General features: G+C 51.3%; 14 protein-coding genes and 1 riboswitch. Of the genes, 6 read left to right on the plus strand and 8 right to left on the minus strand.

Features of this window, described 5'->3' with window-relative positions; translation table 11 throughout:
* Positions 1–47 precede the first annotated feature (47 nt).
* From MAMMFC1_RS05060 to MAMMFC1_RS05075, 4 genes are all read left to right on the plus strand, one after another.
* Positions 48–4,766, plus strand: coding sequence for a carboxypeptidase regulatory-like domain-containing protein (locus tag MAMMFC1_RS05060; protein ID WP_126307037.1), 4,719 nt, complete (start codon positions 48–50; stop codon positions 4,764–4,766).
* A gap of 187 nt (positions 4,767–4,953) precedes the next feature.
* Positions 4,954–5,490 carry a phage tail protein gene (locus MAMMFC1_RS05065; RefSeq protein WP_126307039.1) on the plus strand — a complete coding sequence of 179 codons (537 nt, stop codon included), beginning with the start codon at positions 4,954–4,956 and terminating at the stop codon, positions 5,488–5,490.
* Between the two features lie 45 nt (positions 5,491–5,535).
* The gene (locus MAMMFC1_RS05070) at positions 5,536–6,066 is read left to right on the plus strand and encodes a phage tail protein (RefSeq protein WP_126307041.1); all 531 of its coding nucleotides are present in this window, start codon (positions 5,536–5,538) and stop codon (positions 6,064–6,066) included.
* Between the two features lie 14 nt (positions 6,067–6,080).
* Positions 6,081–6,611 carry a phage tail protein gene (locus MAMMFC1_RS05075; protein WP_126307043.1) on the plus strand — a complete coding sequence of 177 codons (531 nt, stop codon included), beginning with the start codon at positions 6,081–6,083 and terminating at the stop codon, positions 6,609–6,611.
* 610 nt (positions 6,612–7,221) lie between these two features.
* Here MAMMFC1_RS05075 and MAMMFC1_RS05080 read toward each other — a convergent pair.
* The 7 genes from MAMMFC1_RS05080 to MAMMFC1_RS05110 form a co-directional block, all read right to left on the minus strand.
* Entirely contained in the window at positions 7,222–10,734 is a 3,513-nt protein-coding gene (locus MAMMFC1_RS05080; RefSeq protein ID WP_126307045.1) for a bifunctional glycogen debranching protein GlgX/4-alpha-glucanotransferase, read from the minus strand.
* Between the two features lie 34 nt (positions 10,735–10,768).
* Positions 10,769–13,249, minus strand: coding sequence for a glycogen/starch/alpha-glucan phosphorylase (locus MAMMFC1_RS05085; RefSeq protein ID WP_126307047.1), 2,481 nt, complete (start codon positions 13,247–13,249; stop codon positions 10,769–10,771).
* A gap of 76 nt (positions 13,250–13,325) precedes the next feature.
* Complete coding sequence (gene glgA, locus MAMMFC1_RS05090; RefSeq protein WP_126307049.1) at positions 13,326–14,771, minus strand: glycogen synthase GlgA; 1,446 nt, start codon at positions 14,769–14,771, stop codon at positions 13,326–13,328.
* Position 14,772: 1 nt separating this feature from the next.
* Positions 14,773–15,894, minus strand: a complete 1,122-nt coding sequence (gene glgD, locus MAMMFC1_RS05095) for a glucose-1-phosphate adenylyltransferase subunit GlgD (protein ID WP_126307051.1) — start codon at positions 15,892–15,894, stop codon at positions 14,773–14,775.
* Positions 15,895–15,912: 18 nt separating this feature from the next.
* Positions 15,913–17,145, minus strand: a complete 1,233-nt coding sequence (locus MAMMFC1_RS05100; protein WP_126307053.1) for a glucose-1-phosphate adenylyltransferase — start codon at positions 17,143–17,145, stop codon at positions 15,913–15,915.
* Between the two features lie 44 nt (positions 17,146–17,189).
* Positions 17,190–19,109, minus strand: a complete 1,920-nt coding sequence (gene glgB, locus MAMMFC1_RS05105; RefSeq protein ID WP_126307055.1) for a 1,4-alpha-glucan branching protein GlgB — start codon at positions 19,107–19,109, stop codon at positions 17,190–17,192.
* A 252-nt stretch (positions 19,110–19,361) separates the two neighbouring features.
* On the minus strand, positions 19,362–20,585 hold the full coding sequence (locus MAMMFC1_RS05110) for a glucose-1-phosphate adenylyltransferase (protein WP_126307057.1): 1,224 nt from the start codon (positions 20,583–20,585) through the stop codon (positions 19,362–19,364).
* 694 nt (positions 20,586–21,279) lie between these two features.
* Positions 21,280–21,450: riboswitch (M-box (ykoK) riboswitch) on the plus strand.
* 171 nt (positions 21,451–21,621) lie between these two features.
* Between MAMMFC1_RS05110 and MAMMFC1_RS05115 the strand changes: the two genes are divergently transcribed.
* Together MAMMFC1_RS05115 and MAMMFC1_RS05120 are read left to right on the plus strand one after the other, a co-directional pair.
* Positions 21,622–22,911, plus strand: a complete 1,290-nt coding sequence (locus MAMMFC1_RS05115) for a magnesium transporter MgtE N-terminal domain-containing protein (protein WP_126307059.1) — start codon at positions 21,622–21,624, stop codon at positions 22,909–22,911.
* A 2-nt stretch (positions 22,912–22,913) separates the two neighbouring features.
* Complete coding sequence (locus MAMMFC1_RS05120; protein ID WP_232035676.1) at positions 22,914–23,312, plus strand: divalent metal cation transporter; 399 nt, start codon at positions 22,914–22,916, stop codon at positions 23,310–23,312.
* A gap of 128 nt (positions 23,313–23,440) precedes the next feature.
* Here the strand turns inward: MAMMFC1_RS05120 and MAMMFC1_RS05125 are convergent, their stop codons facing one another.
* Positions 23,441–25,117, minus strand: a complete 1,677-nt coding sequence (locus MAMMFC1_RS05125) for an IS1634 family transposase (protein ID WP_158618614.1) — start codon at positions 25,115–25,117, stop codon at positions 23,441–23,443.
* Positions 25,118–25,221 lie beyond the last annotated feature (104 nt).

The following is a 25,221-nucleotide window of genomic DNA, read 5'->3' on the forward strand; positions in this document are numbered from 1 at the left end:
CGAGATTGATCATTGCCAATACTCGAAATAAAGGAGGGAAATAGTGTATGGGCTGGTTGCAACGACCAAATAATTGGGTGGCGATTATGTTATTATTACTAATGTTTTTGACCAATCCGGCATTTATCGGGCCATTGCATGCGGCAAGGGCCGACGCCGAGGCGACGGCGGACGGTGCGGAGCAAGCGGACTTGAAGATCAAAACAGAAGCGCCCGCCGGGGCGCTGCCAACCGCCGATCCGGATTCCAGCCATTTGGCGGATAACGAGAAGGCGCGGATGTTTTTCAACCGGTTGATTCCCTATTACATCAAGCAAGGGAAAAGGCAGGGGCCGGAGTGGCTGAAAACCACGGATATCAAATTTTCGTTTACGCAGGATAACAAACCGGTGTATTCCTTGGAAACCGTTCAGCCCTTCGCCCAGGCTGACAGCCGCGGCCAGCTGTGGTTCTGGCAGGGACGTTACGCTCATCAGGGCGATGGTGACAACACGGCCAACCTGGGGGTGGGCTGGCGCAAGCTGGCGCCGGACAAGACCCGGATGGTTGGACTGAATATGTTTTATGATCATGGTTTCAAGTATGATTTGTCGCGGGTGGGGTTCGGCGCGGAATACTTCAATAAACTGGCGGAATACCGCGCCAATGTATACATACCCACCTCCGGCGACCGGCAGACAGGGGTAAGTTATTGGGACGAGGGGGTGCTGTATTCCTATATCCGGGCCGTACAGGGGTTTGATTATGAAGTGGGAACTTCTCTGAAACATGCCCGGTGGCTGAGTTTTTATGCTTCAGGCTTTTATTATGACCAAAAATACAATCCGGATGAAGAAGGGTTTAGGTTGCGCAGTGTAATGCAGCTTACTCCCCGGTTTTCCGCCGAGCTGGGGTATGAAAAATCCAATTTGTCCAGGGGCAGCATCTATGCCCATGTGGCGTATAAGCTGGCGGACTGCCTGGGACCATCCCTATACGGCGACAGCGGGAAGAAAGATAAGCGAAACGATGACCTTACATACAAGCTGCTGCAAAAAGTAGAACGAAACAACACCATAAAAACTGAAACGTTTACCAAATTTGTGTCGTATAACGGCAGTGTAAGCGCTAACGTTACCAATGCCGCCGGCCAGCCCGTCCAGGGGGCAAGCCTGCAGGCCTATCAGAACGGCAGCCCGGCGGGAAATCCGGTGCTGACTGATACCGCCGGCACCGGCGTTATCAGCGGCCTGAATGTTGGCACATACACTGTAAAAGCCACCTATTTCCGCTATTCAGGCGACAGCAGCGCAGTAACCGTTCAAAAAGGCCAGACTGCCGATACGGCGATCCGCTTGCCTTTCACCGGCGGCAGCATAAAGGTTAATGTTGTTGATAGCCAGGGCAATCCGGTTAGTGGCGCAGCCGTTACCGCCCACCCTGTTGGCGGCGGACAATCGGCTCAGGCGGAGAGGACAATTTGGGACCGCATTTTGGGGGTAAAAACAGCTTTTGCGTCCGAAGGCGAATTTACCTTCACGATAACGACGGGACCTGACGGAACGGGGACTTTCAACTTGCCGCCAGGCAGCTATAGTTTTACCGTAAATGCCAACGCTCAAACCATGAATAGTATTAACGTCAATGTGCCGGCAAGCGGGGGCACAGTCAATGTCGTTGTTGCGTTAAACTCCGGCAACAATTCTAATGCCGGCACTGCGGCTGTCACCGTCACGGATGGAAGCGGGCCGCTGAGCGGCGCTACGGTAAGCGTCACCGTCAACGGTACGGCGCGAACAGCAACCACCAATGGGTCAGGCCTGGCGGTTTTCAGCGATTTGCCTCCAGGCACGTATGCCTTTTCGGCAAGCAAGAGCGGCTATACCGGTAATACCGCCACAATATTAACGATTGGCGTTAGTGCGTCGGTTTCGGGAACCATAGCATTGACCATACAACCGGGCAACGCCGACATAACGGTAACCGACGGCACTAATCCGCTCAGCGGCGCCACCGTCAGCGTCACCGTCAACGGCACGGCGCAGACAGCCTCCACCAACAGCGCCGGCGTGGCAAGCTTCACCAATATTCCCACCGGCACCTATGCCTTTACCGCTGCTATGGCCGGCTATACCAGCAACACAGCCGCCAACGTCGCCATTACCAACGGTGCTACAGCCAGCGCCGCCATTTCGTTGACCCGCCAAACCGGCAACGCCAGCATAACGGTAACCGACGGCACTAATCCGCTCAGCGGCGCCACTGTCAGCGTCACCGTCAACGGCACGGCGCAGACAGCCTCCACCAACAGCGCCGGCGTGGCAAGCTTCACCAATATTCCCACCGGCACCTATGCCTTTACCGCTGCTATGGCAGGCTATGCCAGCAATACAGCCGCCAACGTCGCCATTACCAACGGCGCTACAGCAACCGCCGCCATTTCCTTGACCCGCCAAACCGGCAACGCCAGCATAACGGTAACCGACGGCGCCAACCCGCTCAGCGGCGCCACTGTCAGCGTCACCGTCAACGGCTCGGTACAGACAGCCACCACCAACGGCTCGGGCGTGGCAAGCTTCGCCAATATTCCCAGCGGCACCTATACTTTCACCGCCAGTAAGAGCGAGTATAACGACAATACGGTCAGTGTAACCATAACCAGTGGCGGCACGGCAGCGGCGGCCGTGGCGTTAGCCAGGCAAACCGGCAACGTCAACATTACGGTAACCGACGGTGCCAATCCGCTCAGCAGTGTTACTGTCAGCGTCACCGTCAACGGTTCGCTGCAGACAGCCACCACCAACGGTTCGGGCGTGGCGAACTTTAGCAATATTCCCACCGGCACATATACCTTTACCGCCAGCAAGAGCGGCTACAACAGCAATACAGCCAGCGTTGCCGTAGCCAGCGGCAGCCCGGCGGCCGCTACCGTGGCTTTGACCAGGCAAACCGGCAACGTCACCGTAACCTTGAGCGGCACCATGTCGGCCTCGAATTATACCGTCACCGTTACCGACAGCGCCAGCGCAACCCACACCGGCACCGTCAGCAGCGGCAGCACCACCGCCACCATCAGCAACATACCCGTCGGCAACTGCACCGTCACGGTGTCAGCACCCAGCGGCTATACAGCCATCCCCAACCCCAACAGCTTTACCCTCACTACCGCCGGCCAGGCCGTGGCCGTAACCTCCAGCCAGCAAACCGGCAACGTCACCGTAACCTTGAGCGGCACCATGTCGGCCTCGAATTATACCGTCACCGTTACTGACAGCGCCAGCGCAACCCACACCGGCACCGTCAGCAGCGGCAGCACCACCGCCACCATCAGCAACATACCTGTCGGCAACTGCACCGTCACGGTGTCAGCACCCAGCGGCTATACAGCCATCCCCAACCCCAACAGCTTTACCCTCACTACCGCCGGCCAGGCCGTGGCCGTAACCTCCAGCCAGCAAACCGGCAACGTCACTATAACTTTGAGCGGCACCATGTCGGCCTCGAATTATACCGTTACCGTTACCGACAGCGCGAGCGGAACCCACACTGGCACCGTCAACAGCGGCAGTACCACCGCCACTATCAGCAACATACCGGTCGGCGACTGCACCGTGACGGTCACACCACCCAGCGGCTATTCGGCCAATCCCAGCCCCAACAGCTTTACCCTCACTACCGCCGGCAAGGCTGTGGCCGTCACCTCCAGCCTGCAAACCGCCAGCGTCACTATAACTTTGAGTGGCACCATGTCCGCCTCCAACTATACCGTTACCGTTACCGACAGCGCCAGCGGAACCCACACTGGCACCGTCAGCAGCGGCAGTACCACCGCCACTATCAGCAACATACCGGTCGGCAACTGCACCGTGGCGGTCACACCACCCAGCGGCTATACGGCCACCCCCACCCCCAGCAGCTTTACCCTCTCTACCGCCGGCCAGGCCGTGGCCGTAACATCCAGCCAGCAAACCGGCAACGTCACCGTAACCTTGAGCGGCACCATGTCGGCCTCGAATTATACCGTCACCGTTACCGACAGCGCCAGCGCAACCCACATTGGCACCGTCAACAGCGGCAGTACCACCGCCACTATCAGCAACATACCGGTCGGCGACTGCACCGTGACGGTCACACCACCCAGCGGCTATACGGCCACCCCCACCCCCAGCAGCTTTACCCTCTCTACCGCCGGCCAGGCCGTGGCCGTAACATCCAGCCAGCAAACCGGCAACGTCACTATAACTTTGGGCGGCACCATGTCCGTCTCCGGCTATACCGTTACCGTTACCGACAGCGCAGGCGGAACCCACTCCGTCTCAGGCCCGCAGACTCTCGGCGCTTCGGCCACAATCAGCAATATACCGGTCGGCAACTGCATCGTAACAGTGTCCGCGCCCAGCGGCTATACAGCCACTCTCAGCCTCAGCAACTTTAACCTCTCTACCGCCGGCCAGACCGTGATAATAACGTTTGACGCCAGCGGCAGTACAATTAATTTTACGATAGATCCATCCGTGTTTCCTACGAACAATGGTAGCCGGTGGACTATTGTAGCTTTCCCTGCTAGCGGTGGCTCTATAACAGATGATAGTATAGTTAAACAGGTTGAAGTTACCAATGCCTACTCGGCCAGTATGAGTATAGCGCCGGGAACGTATCAATTTTGGTTGTTTGAATGGTCTGGTACTCCTCCGCCGGTGGGGGGGTCTGCAGGTACTAGCTATTTATCCTATGGAACTGACTATTCAGATCATACCGTTCCTGGTACCACGTCCATTTTATTTTAGTAGATATTAAACTAACGGCGCCGCCGCGGGAAGAAAGCTTTTCCCGCGGTGTAAAGCCTCCGGCTTGCTTTTGTTTATATAGATGTACCGGCGGCTTGCAGACCAATAACGAGAGGAGGTGAACGGCGGGAAGGCATAACTGGATTTTCCGGCTAGCTATAATAATATCGGACAGGAGGAAAAGCATATGGCAGAATATTATCTGGGAGAAATACGAATGTGGGCCGGTCCCCGCATACCGGCGGGGTGGCGGCTGTGTGACGGCAGCCTGCTGGATGTGGCAACTTATCAAGCGCTTTATACGCTCATTGGAACAACCTACGGCAGCACCAGCGCAAATAACTTCGCCCTGCCGGATTTGCGGGGGCGGCTGGCTGTCGGCCAGGGGCAAGGACCCGGCTTGACGCCGCATAATTTAGGCGCTGCCGGCGGCAGGGAAAATGTTGTCTTAACTACCGCTCAGATTCCCGGCCATACCCACACGATTTATGCCACCTCGACGGCGGGCACAGCCAACATTCCCGGCCCTGCGGCGGTCTGGGCCCATTGTGAAACGCCCAAACCCTATTCAACCGTCACTGCCGCCGCGCCGCCGGACGCTGCCATGAGCGTGGCCGCGCTGACGTCTGACGGGGGGAATCAGCCGCATAATAATGTAATGCCGTCGCTGGTGATAAACTTTATCATCGCCGTACAAGGCGGCCTATATCCCACGCCGGCTTAAACGAAAGACTTTTTAAAAAACCAGGAAGACCGAAGGAGTGAAACTATGAGTGATTGGTTTATAGGTGAAATCAGGCTATTTTCGTATGGGCTGATACCACGCGGCTGGACGCCTTGCGACGGCAGGCTGCTGCAGGTTCAGCAAAATACGGCGCTGTTTAGCCTTATCGGCAATTATTTCGGCGGGGACGGCCGAACCACCTTTGCTTTGCCGGACTTGCGGGGGCGGGTCGCGGTGCATCCGCAAGTTGCCGATCCGACCAGAATTGCGTTCCAGAAAATGGGGATGACCGCCGGCGGCGAAACGCATCAGTTGACCATCAGTGAAGTTCCTGCCCATACCCATGCGGCCCAGGCCAATACGGAGGCGGGAACAGGTTACGCCGTGGCGGGAAATGTTTGGGCGGCCGGGGCCGCCGGCCAGAATTTATACGGTGCGCTCCCCGCTTCGCCGCCACAAATGAATGGCGGCGCAGTAAGCCCGCAGGGCGGCGGCCAGGGGCATGAAAATATGCAGCCCTTTCTGGCGCTGAGTTATTGTATCGCGACCACGGGGCTTTATCCCCAAAGACCATAAAGGAGGCTGACGAAATGGATTCGTATGTGGGAGAAATCCGGTTGTTCGCCGGTACCTATGCGCCGCTGGAGTGGCTGTTTTGTGAGGGGCAGGTGCTTCCCACCAACCAATACCAGGCTTTATACGCCGTGCTGGGAAATACGTACGGGGGGAACGCTTCGCAAGGCACATTCGCCCTGCCCGACTTGCGGGGCAGGGCGCCGATGGGGTCCGGTACAGGCACCGGTTTGACAGCAAGAAATCTCAATGATGCTCCCGGCAGCGTTACGGTGACATTAACCTCTGCGCAAATGCCCAGCCATACTCATACCGTAAAGGGTAAGGTCCCCACCCCCACTAGTATGAGCGCTGACCCGCAAAACAATGCTTGGACAAATGTTGCCAGGAGCACGCCGATTTATACGAATAATGCACCGAATACCGCGTTGGATCAAAAAGCGGTGAGTGCCTTTCCGGGCGGTGGTTTGCCGCATGACAATGTCCAGCCGTGTGTCGGCATAAACTATATTATTTCGCTATATGGCACATTCCCTCCGTCCGACTAGAAAGACTAAGAGGGTTGCAAATTAATCGCTAGTTCAAAACATCCAACCTAGGTTGGATGTTTTTTGAGGAGAGTCACGGGACGGTCCCTTGACTCTTTTGTCACTCGCCGGCACTCTGCAAGAGTCAAGGGGACGGTTCTCTGGCTCACTTCGTTCGCTGCACCATGTTTCGATTTATTCCAACAAATTCGCAATTTGACGTATTGATAAACTGGATTCTCTTTTCAGTTTGCTGACAAGGTCCCATCGCAGGTTCTCATTTTCTTTGGCTTTTAAGTCATTAAGGCCGATATTGTTTTGAACTATATAGTTTTCAAAAATGAGTTACAATCGTAATGCTAGGATAAGCGTAGGTTAAGCGGCAGCGTCGAAGCGTTCCTAGCATTACGATTAATAGAAAATCATTTTTGAATTCCATATAGATAACTCGCAATTAATTCCCCGGCCTGCTTTTCAGTTTGAACAGGCTTCTCCGCTATTTCTTCTTTTGCCAAATCTATGAATTGCTCATCGCTCTGTGTATTTGAATATTCTTCAAATAGCCGGGTTGCGCTTTCTATTCTGCAAATAGTTTTAGTGTCTTGACAACGGGGGGCATTACATTTTCCTTTTATCCCCGTCCGCCGAACTCGGTCCAGCCAGCCAGTCGTCCGGCTACTGCCGGCGTTAAATCTCCTTCGCGAAAGCGCCACCGCCAGTTGCCGCCGACAGTGCCCGGCCGGTTCATGCGGGCTTCACCGCCTAATAACAGCACGTCCTGCAGGGGTAGGATAACAGTGTCGGCACGGCTCATGCAGGCCAGACGGACCAGTTGCTCGCATACTCCCGTCTCACTGTTATCCTCGCCTAGGTGTAACTGTTTCAAATGATCCAGGACTATATTCTGAAGGCATAAATTATCTTTTTGCACTTCCCGCCACCAGCCGAGCAGGGTGTTGTTATCATGGGTGCCGGTATATACCACCGAATTCCGGCTATGATTATACGGCAGAGCCGGAGCCGCCGCGCCGTCGCCAAACCCAAACTGCAGCACCTGCATGCCGGGAAAGGCAAACTGGTTCTTGATGCGGTTCACTGCGGGCGTAATTACTCCCAAGTCCTCGGCTATCAGGGGCAGATTCTCGAAGTAACGGCCAATAACCCGGAAAAACTTTTCCCCCGGGCCGGATACCCAGCGACCCTTTACAGCTGTTTTTTCACCGGCCGGTATTTCCCAGTAGGACTCCAAGCCCCGGAAATGATCCATACGGGCAATGTCAACCACGGTGAAGATGACCTCCAGGCGTCGGCGCCACCAGGCGTAGTCGTCCCCGGCCATGACATCCCATCGGTACAGGGGATTGCCCCATAATTGACCGGTGGCGCTGAAATAATCGGGAGGAACCCCGGCTACCGCCGCCGGATTTCCCTGTTTATCCAGATTGAACAGTTCCGGCTTAGCCCAGACATCGGCGCTGTCGTGAGCTACAAACAGGGGTAGATCGCCCAACAGGCGGATACCTTTCCCGTTGGCGTATGTTTTCAGTTCGCCCCATTGCTGCCAAAAGGCATACTGGAGGAAGAAATGATACTCTATTTCCCCGGCCAGTTCCTGCTTATATTGCCGCCGGGCCTCAGCCTGCCGGCCGGCGATTGCGGCATCCCACAAATTCCACTTGCCCCCGGCAAAACGTTGCCTTAAGGCCATGAACAGGGCGTAGTCCTCCAGCCAGTCGCCATGGGTTGTGACAAAGCTTTGGTAGCTTTCCGGCTTTGGCTGCTGGCGGAAACGGGTGAAAGCCTGGCGGAACAGCCGCTCTTTCCAAGCTTTGACCCGAGCAAAATCTATATAACTGTCGGGAAACTTCTCCGCCGCAAAGGCAGCATCCACTTCCGGCCTGGTCAGCCAGCCCCGCTCAATCATCCGGTCAGGGGACAGGAGCAGCGGGTTGCCGGCAAAAGCCGACGGACACTGATAGGGGGATTCCCCAAAACCGGTGGGATTTAACGGCAGTACCTGCCACAACCGCTGTTTGGCAGTCTGGAGAAAATCAACAAATTGGAATGCCGCGTCCCCCAAGTCGCCGATCCCGTACCGTCCGGGCAGGGAAGTAGGATGAAGCAGCACGCCGCTCATTCTGTCTCCTGGCCGGGGATGCTCTTCCTTATCCGCCGCCAGCAGCATTCCCGCCAAGGGTTTCAGGTCAAGCACCAGATGCCCGTTTTCAGTAAAGGGGATTTTTTCATCATTATTTAGCAAATCATAGGCGTAAAGCTGATCGCCGATCAAATGGTTCAGGTCAAGGTCAATGTGCACCGTTTCAATTGGGTTCCGGTTTAGAAGCACTATGGCGGTGTTATCGGCAACCAGCCGGCCAAACACATCCCGGCCGCCGGTTAACCGGCGGGCGTAGCCGTACGCGTCGCCCTGGGCCAGCAGCGGCAGCCAGTGGCCGCTGCGCAGTACAGTATATTGATGGCGCAGGGCAATCATCTGCTTGTACCAGGCCACCAGCCGGGTATCCTCCCGCCCCCACGGGTAAGGCCGCCGGTTTAAGGGATCGCTGTAGCCTTCAAGTCCGGCCTCATCGCCATAGTAGACGCAGGGGGCGCCGGGAAAGGTCATCTGCCATAATACCGCCAGTTTCAATCTGGCTATTCCCTTGCTTCTCTGCTCCGGCGTCAATTTGTGCTTAAAGGCGGCTAGTTTCGTTTGCTGGACTTCGGCCGGAGCTTCCCCTAACAGGGTTAAAATCCGGGGAACGTCATGCGTGCCAATGACATTCATGGCCGCATAAAAGTTTTCCTGCGGGTAGTTTTCATATAAATTCATCAATACCCGCTGCACAGTTTCTCCATCCATGCACCCCAGCAAAAAATTCAATACCGTTTGACGAAAAGGATAATTCATCACACTGTCAAGATGATCGCCGCTGAAATACTGCCGTAGTTCGCCATAGGCCACTTTGCGGGAAGCATCTTCCCACACTTCGCCGATCAAAACGGCATCAGGATCCTGTTCTTTTAATGCTTGCCGGAACCTAGCAATAAACTCGGACGGCAGCTCGTCAGCCACATCCAGGCGCCAACCTTTGGCGCCCAAACGCAGCCAATGTTTAAGAACACTGTCTTCCGCCGCAATAATATAGCGGATGTACGACGGGTCCGTCTCGTTGACGTTAGGCAGGGTGTCAATGCCCCACCAGGATTCATAGCCGTCCGGGTAAGCGCTGAACCGGTACCAGCTGTAATAGGGAGACGCCGGGGACTGGTAAGCGCCCACCCCCGGGTAATTCCCTTCTTTATTGAAATAAAGGCTGTCGCTGCCGGTGTGACTGAATACCCCGTCCAGGATGACATAGATGCCCATGGCCTGGGCTTGGGCGCACAGCTCGGCGAAAAGAGCATTATCCCCAAACATGGGGTCAATGGTCTTGTAATCGCCGGTGTCATATTTATGATTGCTGGGCGCGTCGAACAAAGGATTGAAATAGATGGCGGTTATGCCTAATTCTTTTAGATACGGCAATTTCTTGATCACGCCGGCCAGGTTGCCGCCAAAAAAATCATAGGCCAGGATGGCGCCTGTCTCCACATCGCGGGTATATACGGGAGTATCCTGCCAGGATGCGTGCAGCAGGCTTCCCGGCTTTGGATTCATTACCCGGCCGTCGGGCGAGCCGTTATAGAACCGATCCGGGAATATCTGATAGATAACGGCGTCTTTCATCCACGCCGGCGTCTTGGCCTCCGGCCGGTAGACGGAAATTTGATACGACTGCGGCCGCGAATCGGTGATCAGCCCCAGGCCCCCCAGCTCTTCGCTGTTGTTCCCATAATAATAAGTCTGGCTGCCCTGCCTGATTATAAAGTAATACCAGAGGTGACCGGGTTCATCCGGCGCAGTAATGGAAGTTTCGTACCACTGGCGCCCGGATGCTTCTTCCCGGGTTACTACCATGACTTTTAAGCTCTCGCCGGTCCGGTCCCGCCATGTGCGCAATATAACGGCGTCAGCGGTTGCTGAAAACTCCTGTCTGTCTATACTTAGCCTTAAAGTAATGGTTGAACGACAAGAAGCAGCCCCAAAAGGGCTGCGGTAGCGTAAATCCTGAGAGTCATGCATTATTGCGTGGTATCCCATTGGTGACGACCTCCCAGAAGTAGAACTGCCTGGCCTAATCATCCAGTAAACAGGCGGGAGAGGAATATTGCCTGCCGCCTACCCGGACAACAAGAGGCTTAATTTTCCAGATACCGATAGCGTATTCGGATATCGTCCGGTCGGTGGAAAAGCGTCCGGAAAAAGCAATATTATTAATTGATAATTTTCTCCAGCTGCTCTGATTTTTATAAAACTCATTGATACGGTTCTGAGCACTGATATAGGTCCCGAAATCTTTCAGGACAAAGTATTCGTCATTGGTCCGGATCAGCGAGTGGTAGATGGCGTCAAACTCGTCGAAACCTACGGGGAAGAACCCGTTTGTCAGTTGGTCTACCAGCATCTTGATCCGCTTGTCGCTGTGGTAAAGATCAAGCACGTTATAGCCGCCCTGAGTATAGTAACGGATTACCTCGTCGGCCGTTAGCCCGAAAACAATGATATTTTCGGCGCCAACCTCATCCCGCATTTCAATGTTGGCGCCATCCAGCGTACAGATGGTAACCGCCCCGTTCATCATGAATTTCATATTGCCGGTACCTGACGCTTCTTTGCTGGCGGTGGAAATTTGCTCACTGACATCCGCCGCCGGTATAATCAGTTCCGCCAGGGATACGCTGTAGTTTTCCAGGAAGACTATCTTGATCTTATTCTTAACCAGCGGATCTTTGTTCACCATTCCGGCTAAAGTAGTAATAAGCTTTATTGTCCGTTTAGCCAAATGGTAGCCCGGAGCCGCCTTACCGCCAAAGATAAAGGTACGCGGCGCAATATCAAGATCGGGGCTTTCCTTCAGTCTGTTGTACAAATCCATAATATGCAGGACGTTGAGGGTTTGGCGCTTATAAGCATGAATGCGCTTTACATGCACGTCAAATATGGAGTCAACATCAACTGTGATGCCGTTATGATCCTTAATATACTTGGCAAGAACCTCCTTATTATGGCGCTTTACCTGGGCTATTTTCTCCTGGAAAACGGCATCCCCGGCATATTTGTGCAGATTGGTAAGGTCGGTAGGATGAGCCAGCCAGCTAAAACCGATCGTATCGGTAATTAAAGCGGCTAGCTGGGGATTGGCATTAGCCAGCCAGCGGCGGTGGGTTACCCCATTGGTTTTATTGTTAAACCGGTAAGGATAGAATTCGTGGAAATTGGCCATTACTTGCTTCTTCAATATCTCCGAATGAATTTTCGCCACGCCGTTAACGCTGTGACTGCCAACCACGGCCAAATGGGCCATATGCACATAGCCATCGGCAATAATGGCCATGCGCCGGATTTTTTCCCACTCACCGGGATACCGCTGCCAAAGAGCGGCGCAATAGCGTTTATTGATTTCCTCTACAATCATGTAGATACGCGGCAATAAACATTTGAACATATCTATGGGCCATTTTTCCATAGCTTCCGGCAGTATGGTATGATTTGTATAGGATACCGTATTCACGGTAATGTGCCAGGCTTCTTCCCAGGATAACCCCTCTTCATCAATGAAGACGCGCATTAGTTCCGGAATGGCCAGTGCCGGATGGGTATCATTAATATGGATGGAAATGTATTCATGGAATTTGGTTATGGAATTATATGCTTCACAGTGATTCTTCATGTAGCGCCGCACAATGCTGGCGATACCTGCCGCTACGAAGAAATACTGCTGTTTTAGCCTTAAGATCCGTCCTTCTTGATAGTTATCATCAGGATACAGTACTTGCGTGGTAGCTTCCACATTATATTTATACTCCACCGCTTTAAGGTAATCGCCTTTACTGAAGGAAGAAAAGTCGAATTCATCAGCTTCGGCGCTCCAAAGCCGCAGCGTGTTTACCGTTTCACAGTTATAGCCAACCACCGGGACATCATAAGGCACGGCCCGGACCGGTTCATAATTTTCATGATAAAAAATACATTGGCCCTCGTGAGTTTCCATCCGGACGTTGCCGCCAAATTTCACGGTAACGGCCCGGTCGGCCTTCCGTACCTCCCAGACGTATCCGTCCTCGAGCCAGTTGTCCGGAAGTTCCACCTGGTACCCATTGATGATTTTTTGTTCGAACAGACCATGACGGTAACGGATGCCGCAGCCATGACCGGGAAACTGCAGGGCAGCCAGCGAATCAAGAAAACATGCCGCCAACCGCCCTAAACCGCCATTGCCCAGGCCGGCATCCGGCTCCAGCGCCTCCAGTTCTTCCAGGCTGATTCCCATCTCGGCCAGTCCCTGGCGGCAGATATCTTTTATGCCCAAGTTGAAAAGATTATTGACCAGCAATTTTCCCAGCAGGAACTCCATAGAAAAGTAATAGACCTGCTTCTCCCCGCTATAGCGGTATTGCTTGTTGGTTTGGTACCAGCGCTTGCTGATGTGGTCCCGGATCAGACTGGCCAGGGCGATATATTTGTCTTTGGGGGACGAGTCGTCCAGACTTTGCCCAAACAAGGTTTGCAGTTTATCCACAAATTCCGTTTTGAACTCTTCGGTAGTTTTGAACATTAACTTTCTACCCCCTTTACACGTCTTTCCGGCTATTATCCGAAATAGGATCGAAACTGGATAAACTTGCACTTGGCTATTGCTGCTCCGGCCCTTTAAGTCCGGTATACAATTCTACATACTTAAGGGCGGAATTATGCCAGCTAAAATCGGCGCGCATGGCGTTTTTCATAATCTTGGCCCATGTTTTGTGGTCCTTATACAGTTCCACCGCCTGCTCAAGGGTATAAAGCATGTCGTGGGCATTATAATTGGCAAAGTTAAACCCGTTTCCTTCTCCTGTCTCTTTATCGTAAGCCAGCACCGTATCTTTCAGGCCCCCCACTTCCCTGACGACAGGCAGGCTGCCGTAACGCAGGGCGATAAGCTGGCCGATGCCGCACGGCTCAAAGCGGGACGGCATGAGGAATAAATCAGAGCCGGCGTAGATTTTGCGGGACAGCGAGTCGGTAAAGCCGATATTTGCCGACACCTGGCCGGGGTAACGCCAGGCGGCGTCCAGGAATATATGCTGATAATGCGCCTCCCCGCTTCCCAGTACCACCAGTTGAACATCCAGCGCCAGTATTTCGTCCAGCACCCGCGCCACCAGGTCAAAACCCTTGGGGCTGACCAGACGGGACACGATGCCGATGAGGGGAATATTCTTATTTACCGGCAAGCCCAGCGCCGCCTGCAGCTTTACCTTATTTTCCAGCCTTTTGGTGGTGCCGCGCCAGTTGTAGTTTACAAAAATTTCCCCATCAGCGGCCGGATCGTAAATCTCGTAATCAATACCGTTTACAATCCCATGGAGATCACGCTGCCGCTTGCGCAGAAAACCGTCCAGTTGTTCGCCAAAGTACGGTGTTTGTATTTCCTGAGCGTAGGAACAGCTTACAGTCGTGATCAGATCGCTAAATGCCAGCGCCCCTTTCAGGAAGTTTACACAGCCGTGGAATTCCAGCCCGTCATTGGTAAACACAGTATCTGTGAGGCCCATAAGGTCTTCCAGCACTTCCCGCGGGAATATTCCCTGATAGGCCAGATTATGAATGGTATGAATGGTGTATAGCCCTTCAACGCCAGGATATTGCTCATATTGAGTCTTAACCAGCGGTGCAATGACTCCCGTTTGCCAGTCATGGCAATGGAGAATGTCCGGCTGCCAGTCAAGGTGGGGTATGAGAGTCAAAACAGCGCGGCCAAAGTAGGCGAACCGCTCGGCCTCATCATAATAACCGTATACACCGGGCCGCTTAAAATATTGTTCATTGTCGATGAAATACCAGTGTATTCCCTCCTGCTCAAGCTCAAACAGGCCGCAGTACTGTTTGCGCCATCCGACCGGAACCGTCAGTGTGGTCACAAGTGTCATCTTTTCGCGAAAGTGTTCGGGAATATCACCATATCTGGGCAGGATTACCCTGACGTCAACTCCATGCTTTACAAGTTCCTTGGGTAGTGAGCCGACTACATCCCCTAAACCGCCGGTTTTTACAAAAGGTGCTGCCTCAGAGGCTACAAACAATACTTTCACCATACTAAATCACTGTCCCCTTTTCAATTACAATCGGATGATTCAGTTCCCCTTTCAGTTTCTTCCCTTCGGTTATGTGTACATCTTTGTCGCAAATAACGTTCTCCAGCACCACACCGGGTCCGATTTCCCCTTTTTGCATAATGATGCTGTTGATAACCTTAGCATTTTTATGAATCTGTACACCCCGGAATAAAATACTGTTCTTTACCGTACCGGCCACTACCGAACCGTTGGCAATGAGGGCTGCCTGCACGTTGGCGCTTTGCTGGTATTTGGCCGGAGCTTCATCCTTTACCTTGGTATAAATAGTCCCGTACTCAAAAAATAATTCCTGGTAAACTTCCGGTTTCAATAAATCCATGCTATGGCGGAAATAACTCTGGATAGAATGAATTCTGGCCACATTGCCCGGAAAAGGATAACCATAAATTTGGAAATTGCCAAGGTTGTTTTGAAAACAATCCCTTACCAGGTTGGTCCCGCCCCGGGATATGGCCGCGTCGATTAATTCCACCAGCAGCTCCCTTTCCATAAAATACATATCTAAAGCCAGTTTGTTAAAACGGGGTTTTACCGGGTAGATCTCCATATCGGTAATACGCCCCTCGCTGTCTGTTTCCACTACTGTCGCGTTGGCCAAATCCTTATCGGGGTGGTTGTGGCAGTCTTTGTACAGAACGGTAATGTCGGCTTTTTTCTCCTGGTGAAAATCGTAAACCAGCCGGTAATCCATGTTGCATACGGTACCGGTGCCGGACAAAAGCACATATTGTTGCCGACTGGCGCGGATGTAATCCAGATTATTATGGACATCCGCCAGATCGCCGGCCAGTCCCGTCCAGCCGCAGGAAGCGCTGATTGACGGCAGTATGAACAAGCCGTCCCGTTTGCGGGCCAAATCCCACTCTTTGCCTGAACGCAGATGATCCATAAGCGACCGGTAATTACCTGTAGCCAAAATCCCTACATTGGTAATACCGGAATTTATCATATTGGACAAGATAAAATCGATCAACCGGTACCGACCGGCAAAAGGCAATGCAGCCAGCGGCCGAAACCGGGTCATTTCCCGCAGCATACTGTCGTTTTCAAAGGTATTGATAAAACCCATAATGCTTTTCAAATGACAGCCCTCCCTTTGCTAATGGCCGCCAAAGGGCGGCGTACTATGGTCGCGGCTTAGCACAGCATTGCGCTTGATTTTCGTATCACTGGTTATCACCATATTGTCACTGATTAAAGTAATGCCGGAAAACCAAGCCTCCGAAGCCTGCCCTTCACCGTCATCACCCAAACCGATTTGCACTTTGTTTTCCAGTACTGTTTTACGGCCGATGATAGCCTTTCTGACTATGGTATCCCGTCCGACTGCGGCATACGGCATGATAATGGAATCTTTAATCTTAGCCCCCGGGCCTATATAAACACCGGGAAAAACCACTGAATTCTCCACCTGGCCGAAAATGCGGCAGCCTTCACTGATCAGCGAGCATTGGACCTGGGCACCTTCAGCCAGGTATTGAGGGGGAAGGGCAGGGTTAACCGAGTATATCCGCCAGTTGGGATCATGTAAATCAAAAGCCGGCTGGTCCCCGAGCAGATCCATATTGGCTTCCCAAAAGCTTTCCACCGTACCCACATCTTTCCAGTATCCTTGAAAACGGTAGGCGTAGAGACGTTCTCCTCCGGCCAGCATCCGGGGTATGATATTTTTTCCAAAATCTTTGCTGGAACTTGGATCGGCGGCATCATGGACGAGATACATTTTCAGTGTCTGCCATTTGAAGACATAAACCCCCATGGATGCTAAATTATTCTTAGGATTTTTGGGCTTTTCCTCAAACTCGGCAATTTGGTCGTCAGCGGCCGTATTCATAATGCCGAACCGGCCGGCCTCGTTCCAGGGAACTTCAATAACAGCAATGGTAACGTCGGCATTTTTCTCTTTATGGTAATCCAGCAGCAGGGAATAATCCATCTTATAAATGTGGTCGCCGGATAAAATCATTACATATTCCGGCTCGAACAAGTCAATGAAATTCAAATTCTGATAGATAGCGTCCGCCGTGCCCTTGTACCATTCACCGCCTTTTTCCTGCACATAAGGCGGCAAAACAAAAACCCCGCCGTTTTTCCGGTCCAGATCCCAGGCGCTGCCAATACCGATATAAGAGTGCAGCGCCAGCGGCTGGTACTGAGTCAGCACCCCCACCGTGTCGATGCCGGAGTTGTAACAATTACTTAAGGAAAAATCAATGATGCGGTACTTGCCGCCAAAAGGTACTGCCGGCTTGGCCAGCTTTTTTGTAAGCAGTCCCAGCCGGCTCCCCTGCCCGCCGGCCAGAATCAGAGCGACGCATTCTTTGGTTCGCATACCGTTCCCCTCTCCTTATTGCGGCTGCGTGTACGCTGTTTGGGCTATTCAGATGATGCAGAATTGAGTATGATATGTTCCGGTCGGAGATAAATGGTAGCCAGAGGCGGTAAAGTAAGCTCAACAGAAGTTTGCCGGTTGTGCCAAGGCGTCTCCTCAACCTTGATTGCGCCGGCGTTGGTTTGCCCCGATCCGCCGTAAATCTGCCAATCGCTGTTAAATACTTCCCGGTAACAAGCGGCCGGCGGCACGCCGATACGGTAACCATGCCGGACTACCGGCGTAAAGTTACAAATAACAATAATAACATCCGCGGCTTTTTCTCCCTGGCGCATAAAAGCAATAACGCTATGGCTGTAGTCCTGACAATCAATCCAGTTGAAACCCTGCCAGTCCCGGTCATTTTGCCAAAATGCCGGCGACTCAAGATAAAAATGATTGACATCCCGGACATAACTGTGGAGTTTCCCATGCATTTCGTAGCTTAAAAGATGCCAGTCCAAACTGTCCCGGTAATTCCACTCGATAAACTGTCCGAATTCCCCGCCCATGAACAACAGTTTCTTTCCCGGGTGGGCCATCATATAGCCGTAAAAGGCCCGCAAGTTGGCAAACTTCTGCCAGTAGTCCCCCGGCATTTTATCTAACAGCGACCTTTTTCCATGCACCACTTCATCGTGGGACAGCGGCAGGACAAAGTTTTCCGAAAATGCATACATAAAAGAAAAGGTGACTAAATTGTGATTCCATTGGCGATAAATGGGATCGTGCTCCATATAGCGGAGCATATCGTTCATCCAGCCCATATTCCATTTAAAATTAAAACCAAGCCCGCCCAGGTAAGTTGGGTGAGTAACCAGCGGCCAGGCCGTGGAATCTTCGGCAATAATCAGCGCCGCCGGAAAGTTGGCAAAAACCGTTTCGTTCAGTTTGCGCAAAAACTGAATGCCTTCCAAGTTTTCCGACCCGCCATACCGGTTGGGAACCCACTCGTCTTCCGGCCGGGCGTAGTTTAGGTACAGCATGTTGGCCACGGCGTCAATTCTAAGGCCGTCAATATGATAAACCTCAAACCAGAAAAAAGCGTTGGCAATGAGAAAACTCATAACTTCCGGCCGTCCCAAATCAAAATTTAAAGTTCCCCACTGCCGGTTTTCCGCTCGCCATGATTCGCCGTATTCGTACAAAGCCGTACCGTCAAAGCGGGCCAAACCGTGGGCATCTTTGCAAAAATGACCGGGAACCCAATCCAGGATAACGCCAATACCATGCTGGTGGCAGCAGTCGACGAAATACATGAAATCCGCCGGCGGGCCGTAACGGCTGGTTACAGCGTAGTAGCCCGTAGCCTGGTACCCCCATGAGCCGTCGAAGGGATACTCCACAACCGGCATTAACTCAATATGCGTATAGCCCATCTTCTTGGCGTAGGCAGGCAACGCTTCGGCCAGTTCCCGATAACTTAGCATTTGCCGCTCCGCGTTCAGTTTCCATGATCCCGGGTGAACCTCATAAATGTTCATCGGACTGGCATAAGGAGAACAGTTCCGCTTATCCTGCAGCCAGGCTGCATCCTGCCAGTTATAGCTGTTTAAATCGCAGACGGCGGAGGCTGATTTCGGTCTGCACTCAGCGGCAAAGGCATACGGGTCGGCCTTATGCAGCAGTTCGCCCCATTGGGTCTCAATTTCGTATTTATATATGTCACCGGCTTTCAGATGGGGAATAAATCCAGCCCAAACACCACACTGGCTTATACGCTGCAAAGCATGGTCATCACCACACCACTGGTTAAAATCGCCGATAACTTTAACTTGGACGGCGTTGGGAGCCCACACGGCGAACCGGGTTCCGTCCACGCCGTTCTGCCGGACAAGATGCGCTCCCAGCAATTGATAACTCCTGAAATTGGTGCCTTCATGAAATAAATACAAATCGTGTTCGCTTAGCGGTGGTGTTAACATAGTTTAATTCCTGCTTTCTATTTTGATGAAAAAACAACCGTTATCTTTATCCTTCGTAAAGTACGAAACTACGCTTTCGAAGAACTTATACCTTCTGTTATGTATTGCTGTGTGGTGATTTATATCTAGCAATTTATTCCAAATTCCACTTATAAATAATAATTCGCCATGGATTTTAAAATTCCTGTTACTAACAAATTTTACCTGCCGAAACAAGTTTTCCGGCAGGTATATTAACCAGTTACCCAGTGTTTAAGAGACTGCCATTTCCTGTGATTCGGTATACTCCCAGCTTTCCCTTCCCTCATTCACTGCCGTCGTTTTGGCAGCTCGGAAATTTCGTGAAATCAGTAAGTTTTCTCCCACAAGCAGCACTTCGGCGCCCAATTCATCGCCGGTTACCATTACCCCCGGTTCCAATACCGTCTTTCGCCCGATCACTGCGTGGTTTACGACTGCCATTTCGCCTATTTGCACATACGGCATAATTACGGAATTCTTTATTTGGGCCCCGGGACCAACGTAGGCGCCGGGAAATAGGATAGAGTGATCCACCTGTCCGTATACCATGCAGCCATCGGCAATAATCGATCGGGTCACTCGCGCGCCGGGCGCCAGATACTGCGGCGGCTGATCCGCATCCACCGAGTAAATTTTCCAGTCCGCATCATAAAGATTTAGGCCCGGGGTTTCCGCCAGCAGGTCCATGTTGGCTTCCCAATAACTATCCACTGTCCCTACGTCTTTCCAGTAGCCGTTAAAAGCGTAGGCATAGAGATTGCACCTGCCTGCCAGCATCTCGGGTATAATATTTCTGCCGAAATCATGATTGGACAAAATGTCCCTGGCGTCATCCTCCAGATAACGCCGCAGCACACTCCAGTTAAAGATATAGACGCCCATGGAAGCCAGATTGCTTTTGGGATTTTTCGGCTTCTCCTCAAATTCGGTGATACGCCGCCTGCCATCCGTGTTCATAATACCAAATCGGCCGGCCTCATCCCACGGCACTTGGCTAACGGCGATAGTAGCTTCCGAATTTTTATTTTTGTGATAGTCCAGCATTAATGAATAGTCCATTTTGTAAATGTGATCGCCGGATAATACTACCACATAGGAAGCATTGTACCTATCAATAAAATTCATGTTTTGGTAAATGGCGTCCGCCGTCCCTTTATACCATTCACCCTTATTTTCTTTCGTATAAGGCGGCAGGACGAATACGCCGCCGTTTTGACGATCCAGATCCCAGGCGCTGCCGATACCAATGTAGGAATTAAGTGTCAATGGCTGATATTGTGTTAACACCCCAATTGTATCAATCCCTGAATTGCGACAGTTACTTAAAGAAAAATCAATAATGCGATATTTGCCGCCGAACGGAACCGCCGGTTTGGCCAGCCGCTGCGTTAACAGACTCAGTCGGCTGCCCTGGCCACCAGCCAGTATCATTGCAATACATTCCTTGCTTCTCATGCCAGTTCCCCTCCCCTTATGACATATAGTTTCCTATTGTAACAAAATTGACAACTGTATCCAGTAGATACAGTAACATATGAAAAGAGGATTAAAAATAGACCAGAACCCGGTAAATTAAAGAATTCAGGCTATAAATTCTAGTGCAAAAAACCGAGCGTCTGTCTTGACACTCGGTTCTGTCCATATGCACTACACTAAAGAACAATATCATTATTATTTGTAGATAAGTTAACGTTAACTCAATATTACCATATTATTACTTAACATGCAAATATTTCTATTCATTTTTTTACTATAAACATTGTAGGGACGACAATACAGCTCAGGGGGGAGCCATTGCCGTCCCTACATTTTAATTATAAGAGATTGCGTAATTAGAATCCGGCAGCTTCTACCGTATTCAGGGCCTGCCGCAATTAGGATAATTTTCAGTAAAATATATCAAATTTCTTAGCTTGTTTATATTATGACAGGTTTCTTATTGACTAGTGTTACGCAGATGTAAATTCAATGTAAAATATATAATTCAGCAGTAGTTAAGTCTGTTTATTGATCGCCGTTGCTCCGAGGTTAAGCGGCAGCGTCGACTGCGTTCCATATAGATCATTGACACTCCTTTGATTCGGTGTCACATTAAATTAATTGACTTTTTGCCATAGTAGCGTATACTTTATATTAAATTAATTAATGTTCATTTCTCTGTTAGGTGAGGCTCCTGCATAAACAAAAGCCACTGCCCGGAAACGTCGAGAGACGCCAATGGGTAGAACAGGTATTACCGGATTAAGGTTTTACTTAACGTGGCTGAGGATGGGTTTGCTCTACGTTATGCAGTGCCAAAGCTCAACGAGTGGGGAGGCTTCTTTCATTTACTTGAAAAGGCCTTCCGCATTGCGGAGGGCCTTTTATATTTCTGTTTTAGATTTGTGGAGGTGGTATACATGGACTCCGGCCCTAGTTGTGAAAGCACATATGATTATACAGACAACGGCTTGGGATGAGCCGGAGTCTGGCAAAAGGGAGGTAAATGTCAATGAATGAAGTAAAAGTTTTAGCCGATTTCTTTTTTAGCCGTATGGAAGGAAAACCGATAATCGACGCTGCCGGTCGCCGGCTAGGCAAAGTAAAGGATGTGGTGATACTGTGGGACGGAGTGACGCCGCGAGTCACAAGCATCAAATTTCAAAACCGTCAACAAGGGTTATTGCCGGTCGAGCTTATCAGCTCGTTTGGCGACGATGGCCTGAGACTTGCTGTCGACGCCGATCATTTGCTGACAAAGCCCCTGCTTGACAACGAACTTTACGTCGGCCGCTGGCTACTCGATAAACAAATTATTGATTTGAAAGGTTCCAAGCTGGTTAGAGTCAACGACATTACCTTGTCCTGGGTGGCTCATGAAGATAAGCGCACCCTCGTTCTCGTGGCCGTCGATATTGGTGTTCGCGGATTATTCCGGCGCCTGGGACTTGAATTCCTGGTAGCAAAATGGAGCAATCACTTCATCGGACTCCAATACATCAAACCGCTGGAAGTTCGCACATCCAAACTGCAGCTTAACCGGGACAAGGAGCAGCTTGAGCAGCTGCACCCGGCGGATATCGCCGACCTTATTGAAGAGATGGATTATAAGAGCCGGGCCGGCTTCATCAAGAGTCTTGACCTTGAGCAGGCCGGCGAAGCCATCAGCGAGATGGGCCTTGACTCCCAAGTGGAAGTTATCGCCCAAATGGATGTAGATCATGCCTCCGACATACTGGAAGAGATGCCGCGTGATGAAGTCGCTAACATTCTTAGCGAGATGCCGCAGGAGAAGACCGAGGAAATACTCAGTCTCATGGCAACCGAAGAAGCCAAAGAAGTCCGGGAACTGATGGAGTATCCGGAGGATACCGCCGGCGGCCTAATGACAACGGAGTATATCTGCTTGTCCCCGCATTTGACTGCGGACCAGGCTATCAAGCTCCTGCGCGAGATGGCTATCGGGGCTGAAACCATATACTACTTGTATATTGTGGATGAGAAAGAAAAACTACTGGGAGTAATGTCACTGCGGGAACTCATTCTTGCGTCCCCGGACAGTTCGCTGGAATCCGTGATGGAAGACAAAGTAATACTAGTCAGACCTTACGATGATCACCGTAAAGTTGCTGAAACCATTTCCAAGTACGGATTATTGGCCGTACCGGTTGCGGATGACGACGGTACAATGCTCGGTATCGTAACAGTAGACGATATACTACAGTTGTTGATGCCGGAACGGAGCGGTTTTGACGCCGGTCTGTTGTTCAGAGGCAGCAAACTTGCATCCCGGAGGTGGTAACCATGGCAATGAATAATATTCGCAATCGCATCGTGTTGTTTCTCGCCATTATGGGGCCGGGAATAATCACCGCCTTCGCCGACAACGATGCCGGCGGTATCACCACGTATGCGGCGGCCGGCGCCAAGTACGGCTACCAATTATTATTTACGATGTTTGTAGCTACTGTTGCTCTGGCCATAGCTCAGGAAATTTCGGCCCGTACGGGAGCAGTAACGGGTCGCGGATTAGCCGACCTAATTCGTGAGCTGTATGGAGTCAAGTGGACCCTGTTCGCAATGTCGGTGCTCCTTATCGCCAATATTGGCACGACTATCTCCGAATTTTCCGGTATAGCAACCAGTTTGGATATATTCGGCGTAAGTAAATATATATCCCTCATTTTTCGCACCCTAATGTAAGCAATAAATAGTAATATGGTCGAGTAATTCAGAAGAGCTAAGGAATGTGCATCACAGACTTTTTTTTATAACAAGGGCAACTTGAATAAGCCCATGCTTGATGAGCCAATCACGAAATTTTCCTGGCACTATTCAAATTGAATGCCAAGTAGATCCATCCAAATGGGAAACGCTTTCAAATCTTCGTTACTTTGACACTCACACCTGTAATCTGGCCCTTCCCGGATCAGCACATAGGACTTGAATAGTATCAGCAACATCTCGGCTGTTGGCTGGGTCAGCTTGGCCCGATTCATCCCGATTCTCGGAGTCTGCGAATATCCTGCCAGTTGCTGACGAACCCGAAATTGCATCAGTCCTCGAATCAACAGCGCCACGGACAATAACATTAACAAAGCATCGATACGTCCTGGTTTCTTGAGAAATATCTGTGCCGCCAGCGCGGGTTCCTTGAGCGTCCTAAACTGTACCTCAACTCGGTGCTGCTCCTTATATTGGCGCAACACTTCGCGGTCAGACATCGCTTCTTCGGCTACGTTGGTAATCAAGACAAAACTCTCATCTTTATAACGGAGTAGATCGCATTTGTCGGTTTTCTCTCGGAAGATCTTGCCCTGCACACGCCAAGTCGTTTCTGTGATTGGAGGTTTAGGTGTTTTTCCCGGATTGCCACGTGATCTCTTTTCCACCGTGGTAGAGTCCAGGTTCCACTCCCATTCATAACAAGAATTCTTATGTTCCTGGTCGAATAACTGGGCTGCTTTACGGGCATCTGCTTCACAAGCAAACGGTCGATCCGCCAGAAGGGCTAGGGCCTTCTCCAAGGAATTTCGGTCTTTGGCTAGAATCTTGTCTACCCGCTCCCGACCGGCACTGGTTTTGACTACGATTAGACGGTATACCGATCCATCTACCCATTCTCGAAATCCTTGTGTCTGGTACTGGGCGCACTGTTTGCCTTCTCCAATCGCACCTTGAGAAACCCAATTTCCATCAGACTCAAATGCCAGTCGTTTTACCCGAACCGCCAGTTTCCGATAGAAAGCATCTGGACAGCGAGAAATGAACTGGACAGGGGTAGGCCGCTCTGTAAAAATCTTCAGGGTTGGCAAATTAATAAGCTTGGAATCGGCAATGTAGACCATCTTCTCAAGCCGCTCTCCATAGGTTTCCGTTAGAATATTGAGAGCCAAGCGGTTGAATTCTGTATCGGATGTATTGCCATCAAGCGGTAGACTGACCAGCGGAATTCCATGCTCATTGACGACTTTGCCCAAAACGACTTGTTTAAGATCCGGACGATGATCTTTACTATACCCATGGCAGACAGATAAACCTTGATAGTCTTCCTCCTCACATTCTTCGTAAGCACCAGCCAGAGTGATCGACGTAGTATCACAATGAAGTCTGTCTACAGGAACATCATAGGCAGCAAGACCCGCCAGACTAATCCGGCTAAACAAGGTTTCCGTACCGAAGGCACTGATTTTATCGAGAGTTCGAGCAATGGCATCGTCGGAAAAGTCTTCTGCCGCTAGACCTTCGCCAAATAGCATCGCAATATCGGTTCCGTAGAATGTTTTCCAGATGCGATAGAGGGGAGTGCGTGTATCGGCAAATGTTGATAATACTACACTCTTGGCCAAAAGACCGGGAGAAACTTTACATTGTTTCGAATCCCATTCTACGGATCGGTTAATGGTCTCGACGAACCCTAATTGATTCAAGTACTGATTTGCGACAACCGGAGCAAACGGCGTCTGTTGCTGCCGTTGCTCCAGGCTTGATGTTCCTTTCCAGCCCATGGTGTTCCCTCCATTTCCTTGATATGGATAGATTCGCCATCGGCCTTTGAAAACCATTTTCTTTTTGTATTTTCTAGAAAAATTTTTGTATTTTCTCACGAGAC

The organism is Methylomusa anaerophila (assembly GCF_003966895.1).
GTDB classification, from domain to species: Bacteria; Bacillota; Negativicutes; order Sporomusales; family Sporomusaceae; genus Methylomusa; species Methylomusa anaerophila.

Coding starts and splice junctions, on each gene's coding strand:
- MAMMFC1_RS05070 (WP_126307041.1), top strand. CDS start 5,536: ATGAGTGATTGGTTTATAGGTGAAATCAGGCTATTTTCGTATGGGCTG.
- MAMMFC1_RS05110 (WP_126307057.1), bottom strand. CDS start 20,585: ATGAGAAGCAAGGAATGTATTGCAATGATACTGGCTGGTGGCCAGGGC.
- MAMMFC1_RS05100 (WP_126307053.1), bottom strand. CDS start 17,145: ATGCGAACCAAAGAATGCGTCGCTCTGATTCTGGCCGGCGGGCAGGGG.
- MAMMFC1_RS05120 (WP_232035676.1), top strand. CDS start 22,914: ATGGCAATGAATAATATTCGCAATCGCATCGTGTTGTTTCTCGCCATT.
- MAMMFC1_RS05060 (WP_126307037.1), top strand. CDS start 48: ATGGGCTGGTTGCAACGACCAAATAATTGGGTGGCGATTATGTTATTA.
- MAMMFC1_RS05125 (WP_158618614.1), bottom strand. CDS start 25,117: ATGGGCTGGAAAGGAACATCAAGCCTGGAGCAACGGCAGCAACAGACG.
- MAMMFC1_RS05115 (WP_126307059.1), top strand. CDS start 21,622: ATGAATGAAGTAAAAGTTTTAGCCGATTTCTTTTTTAGCCGTATGGAA.
- MAMMFC1_RS05080 (WP_126307045.1), bottom strand. CDS start 10,734: ATGGGATACCACGCAATAATGCATGACTCTCAGGATTTACGCTACCGC.
- glgB (WP_126307055.1), bottom strand. CDS start 19,109: ATGTTAACACCACCGCTAAGCGAACACGATTTGTATTTATTTCATGAA.
- MAMMFC1_RS05065 (WP_126307039.1), top strand. CDS start 4,954: ATGGCAGAATATTATCTGGGAGAAATACGAATGTGGGCCGGTCCCCGC.
- MAMMFC1_RS05085 (WP_126307047.1), bottom strand. CDS start 13,249: ATGTTCAAAACTACCGAAGAGTTCAAAACGGAATTTGTGGATAAACTG.
- MAMMFC1_RS05075 (WP_126307043.1), top strand. CDS start 6,081: ATGGATTCGTATGTGGGAGAAATCCGGTTGTTCGCCGGTACCTATGCG.
- glgA (WP_126307049.1), bottom strand. CDS start 14,771: ATGGTGAAAGTATTGTTTGTAGCCTCTGAGGCAGCACCTTTTGTAAAA.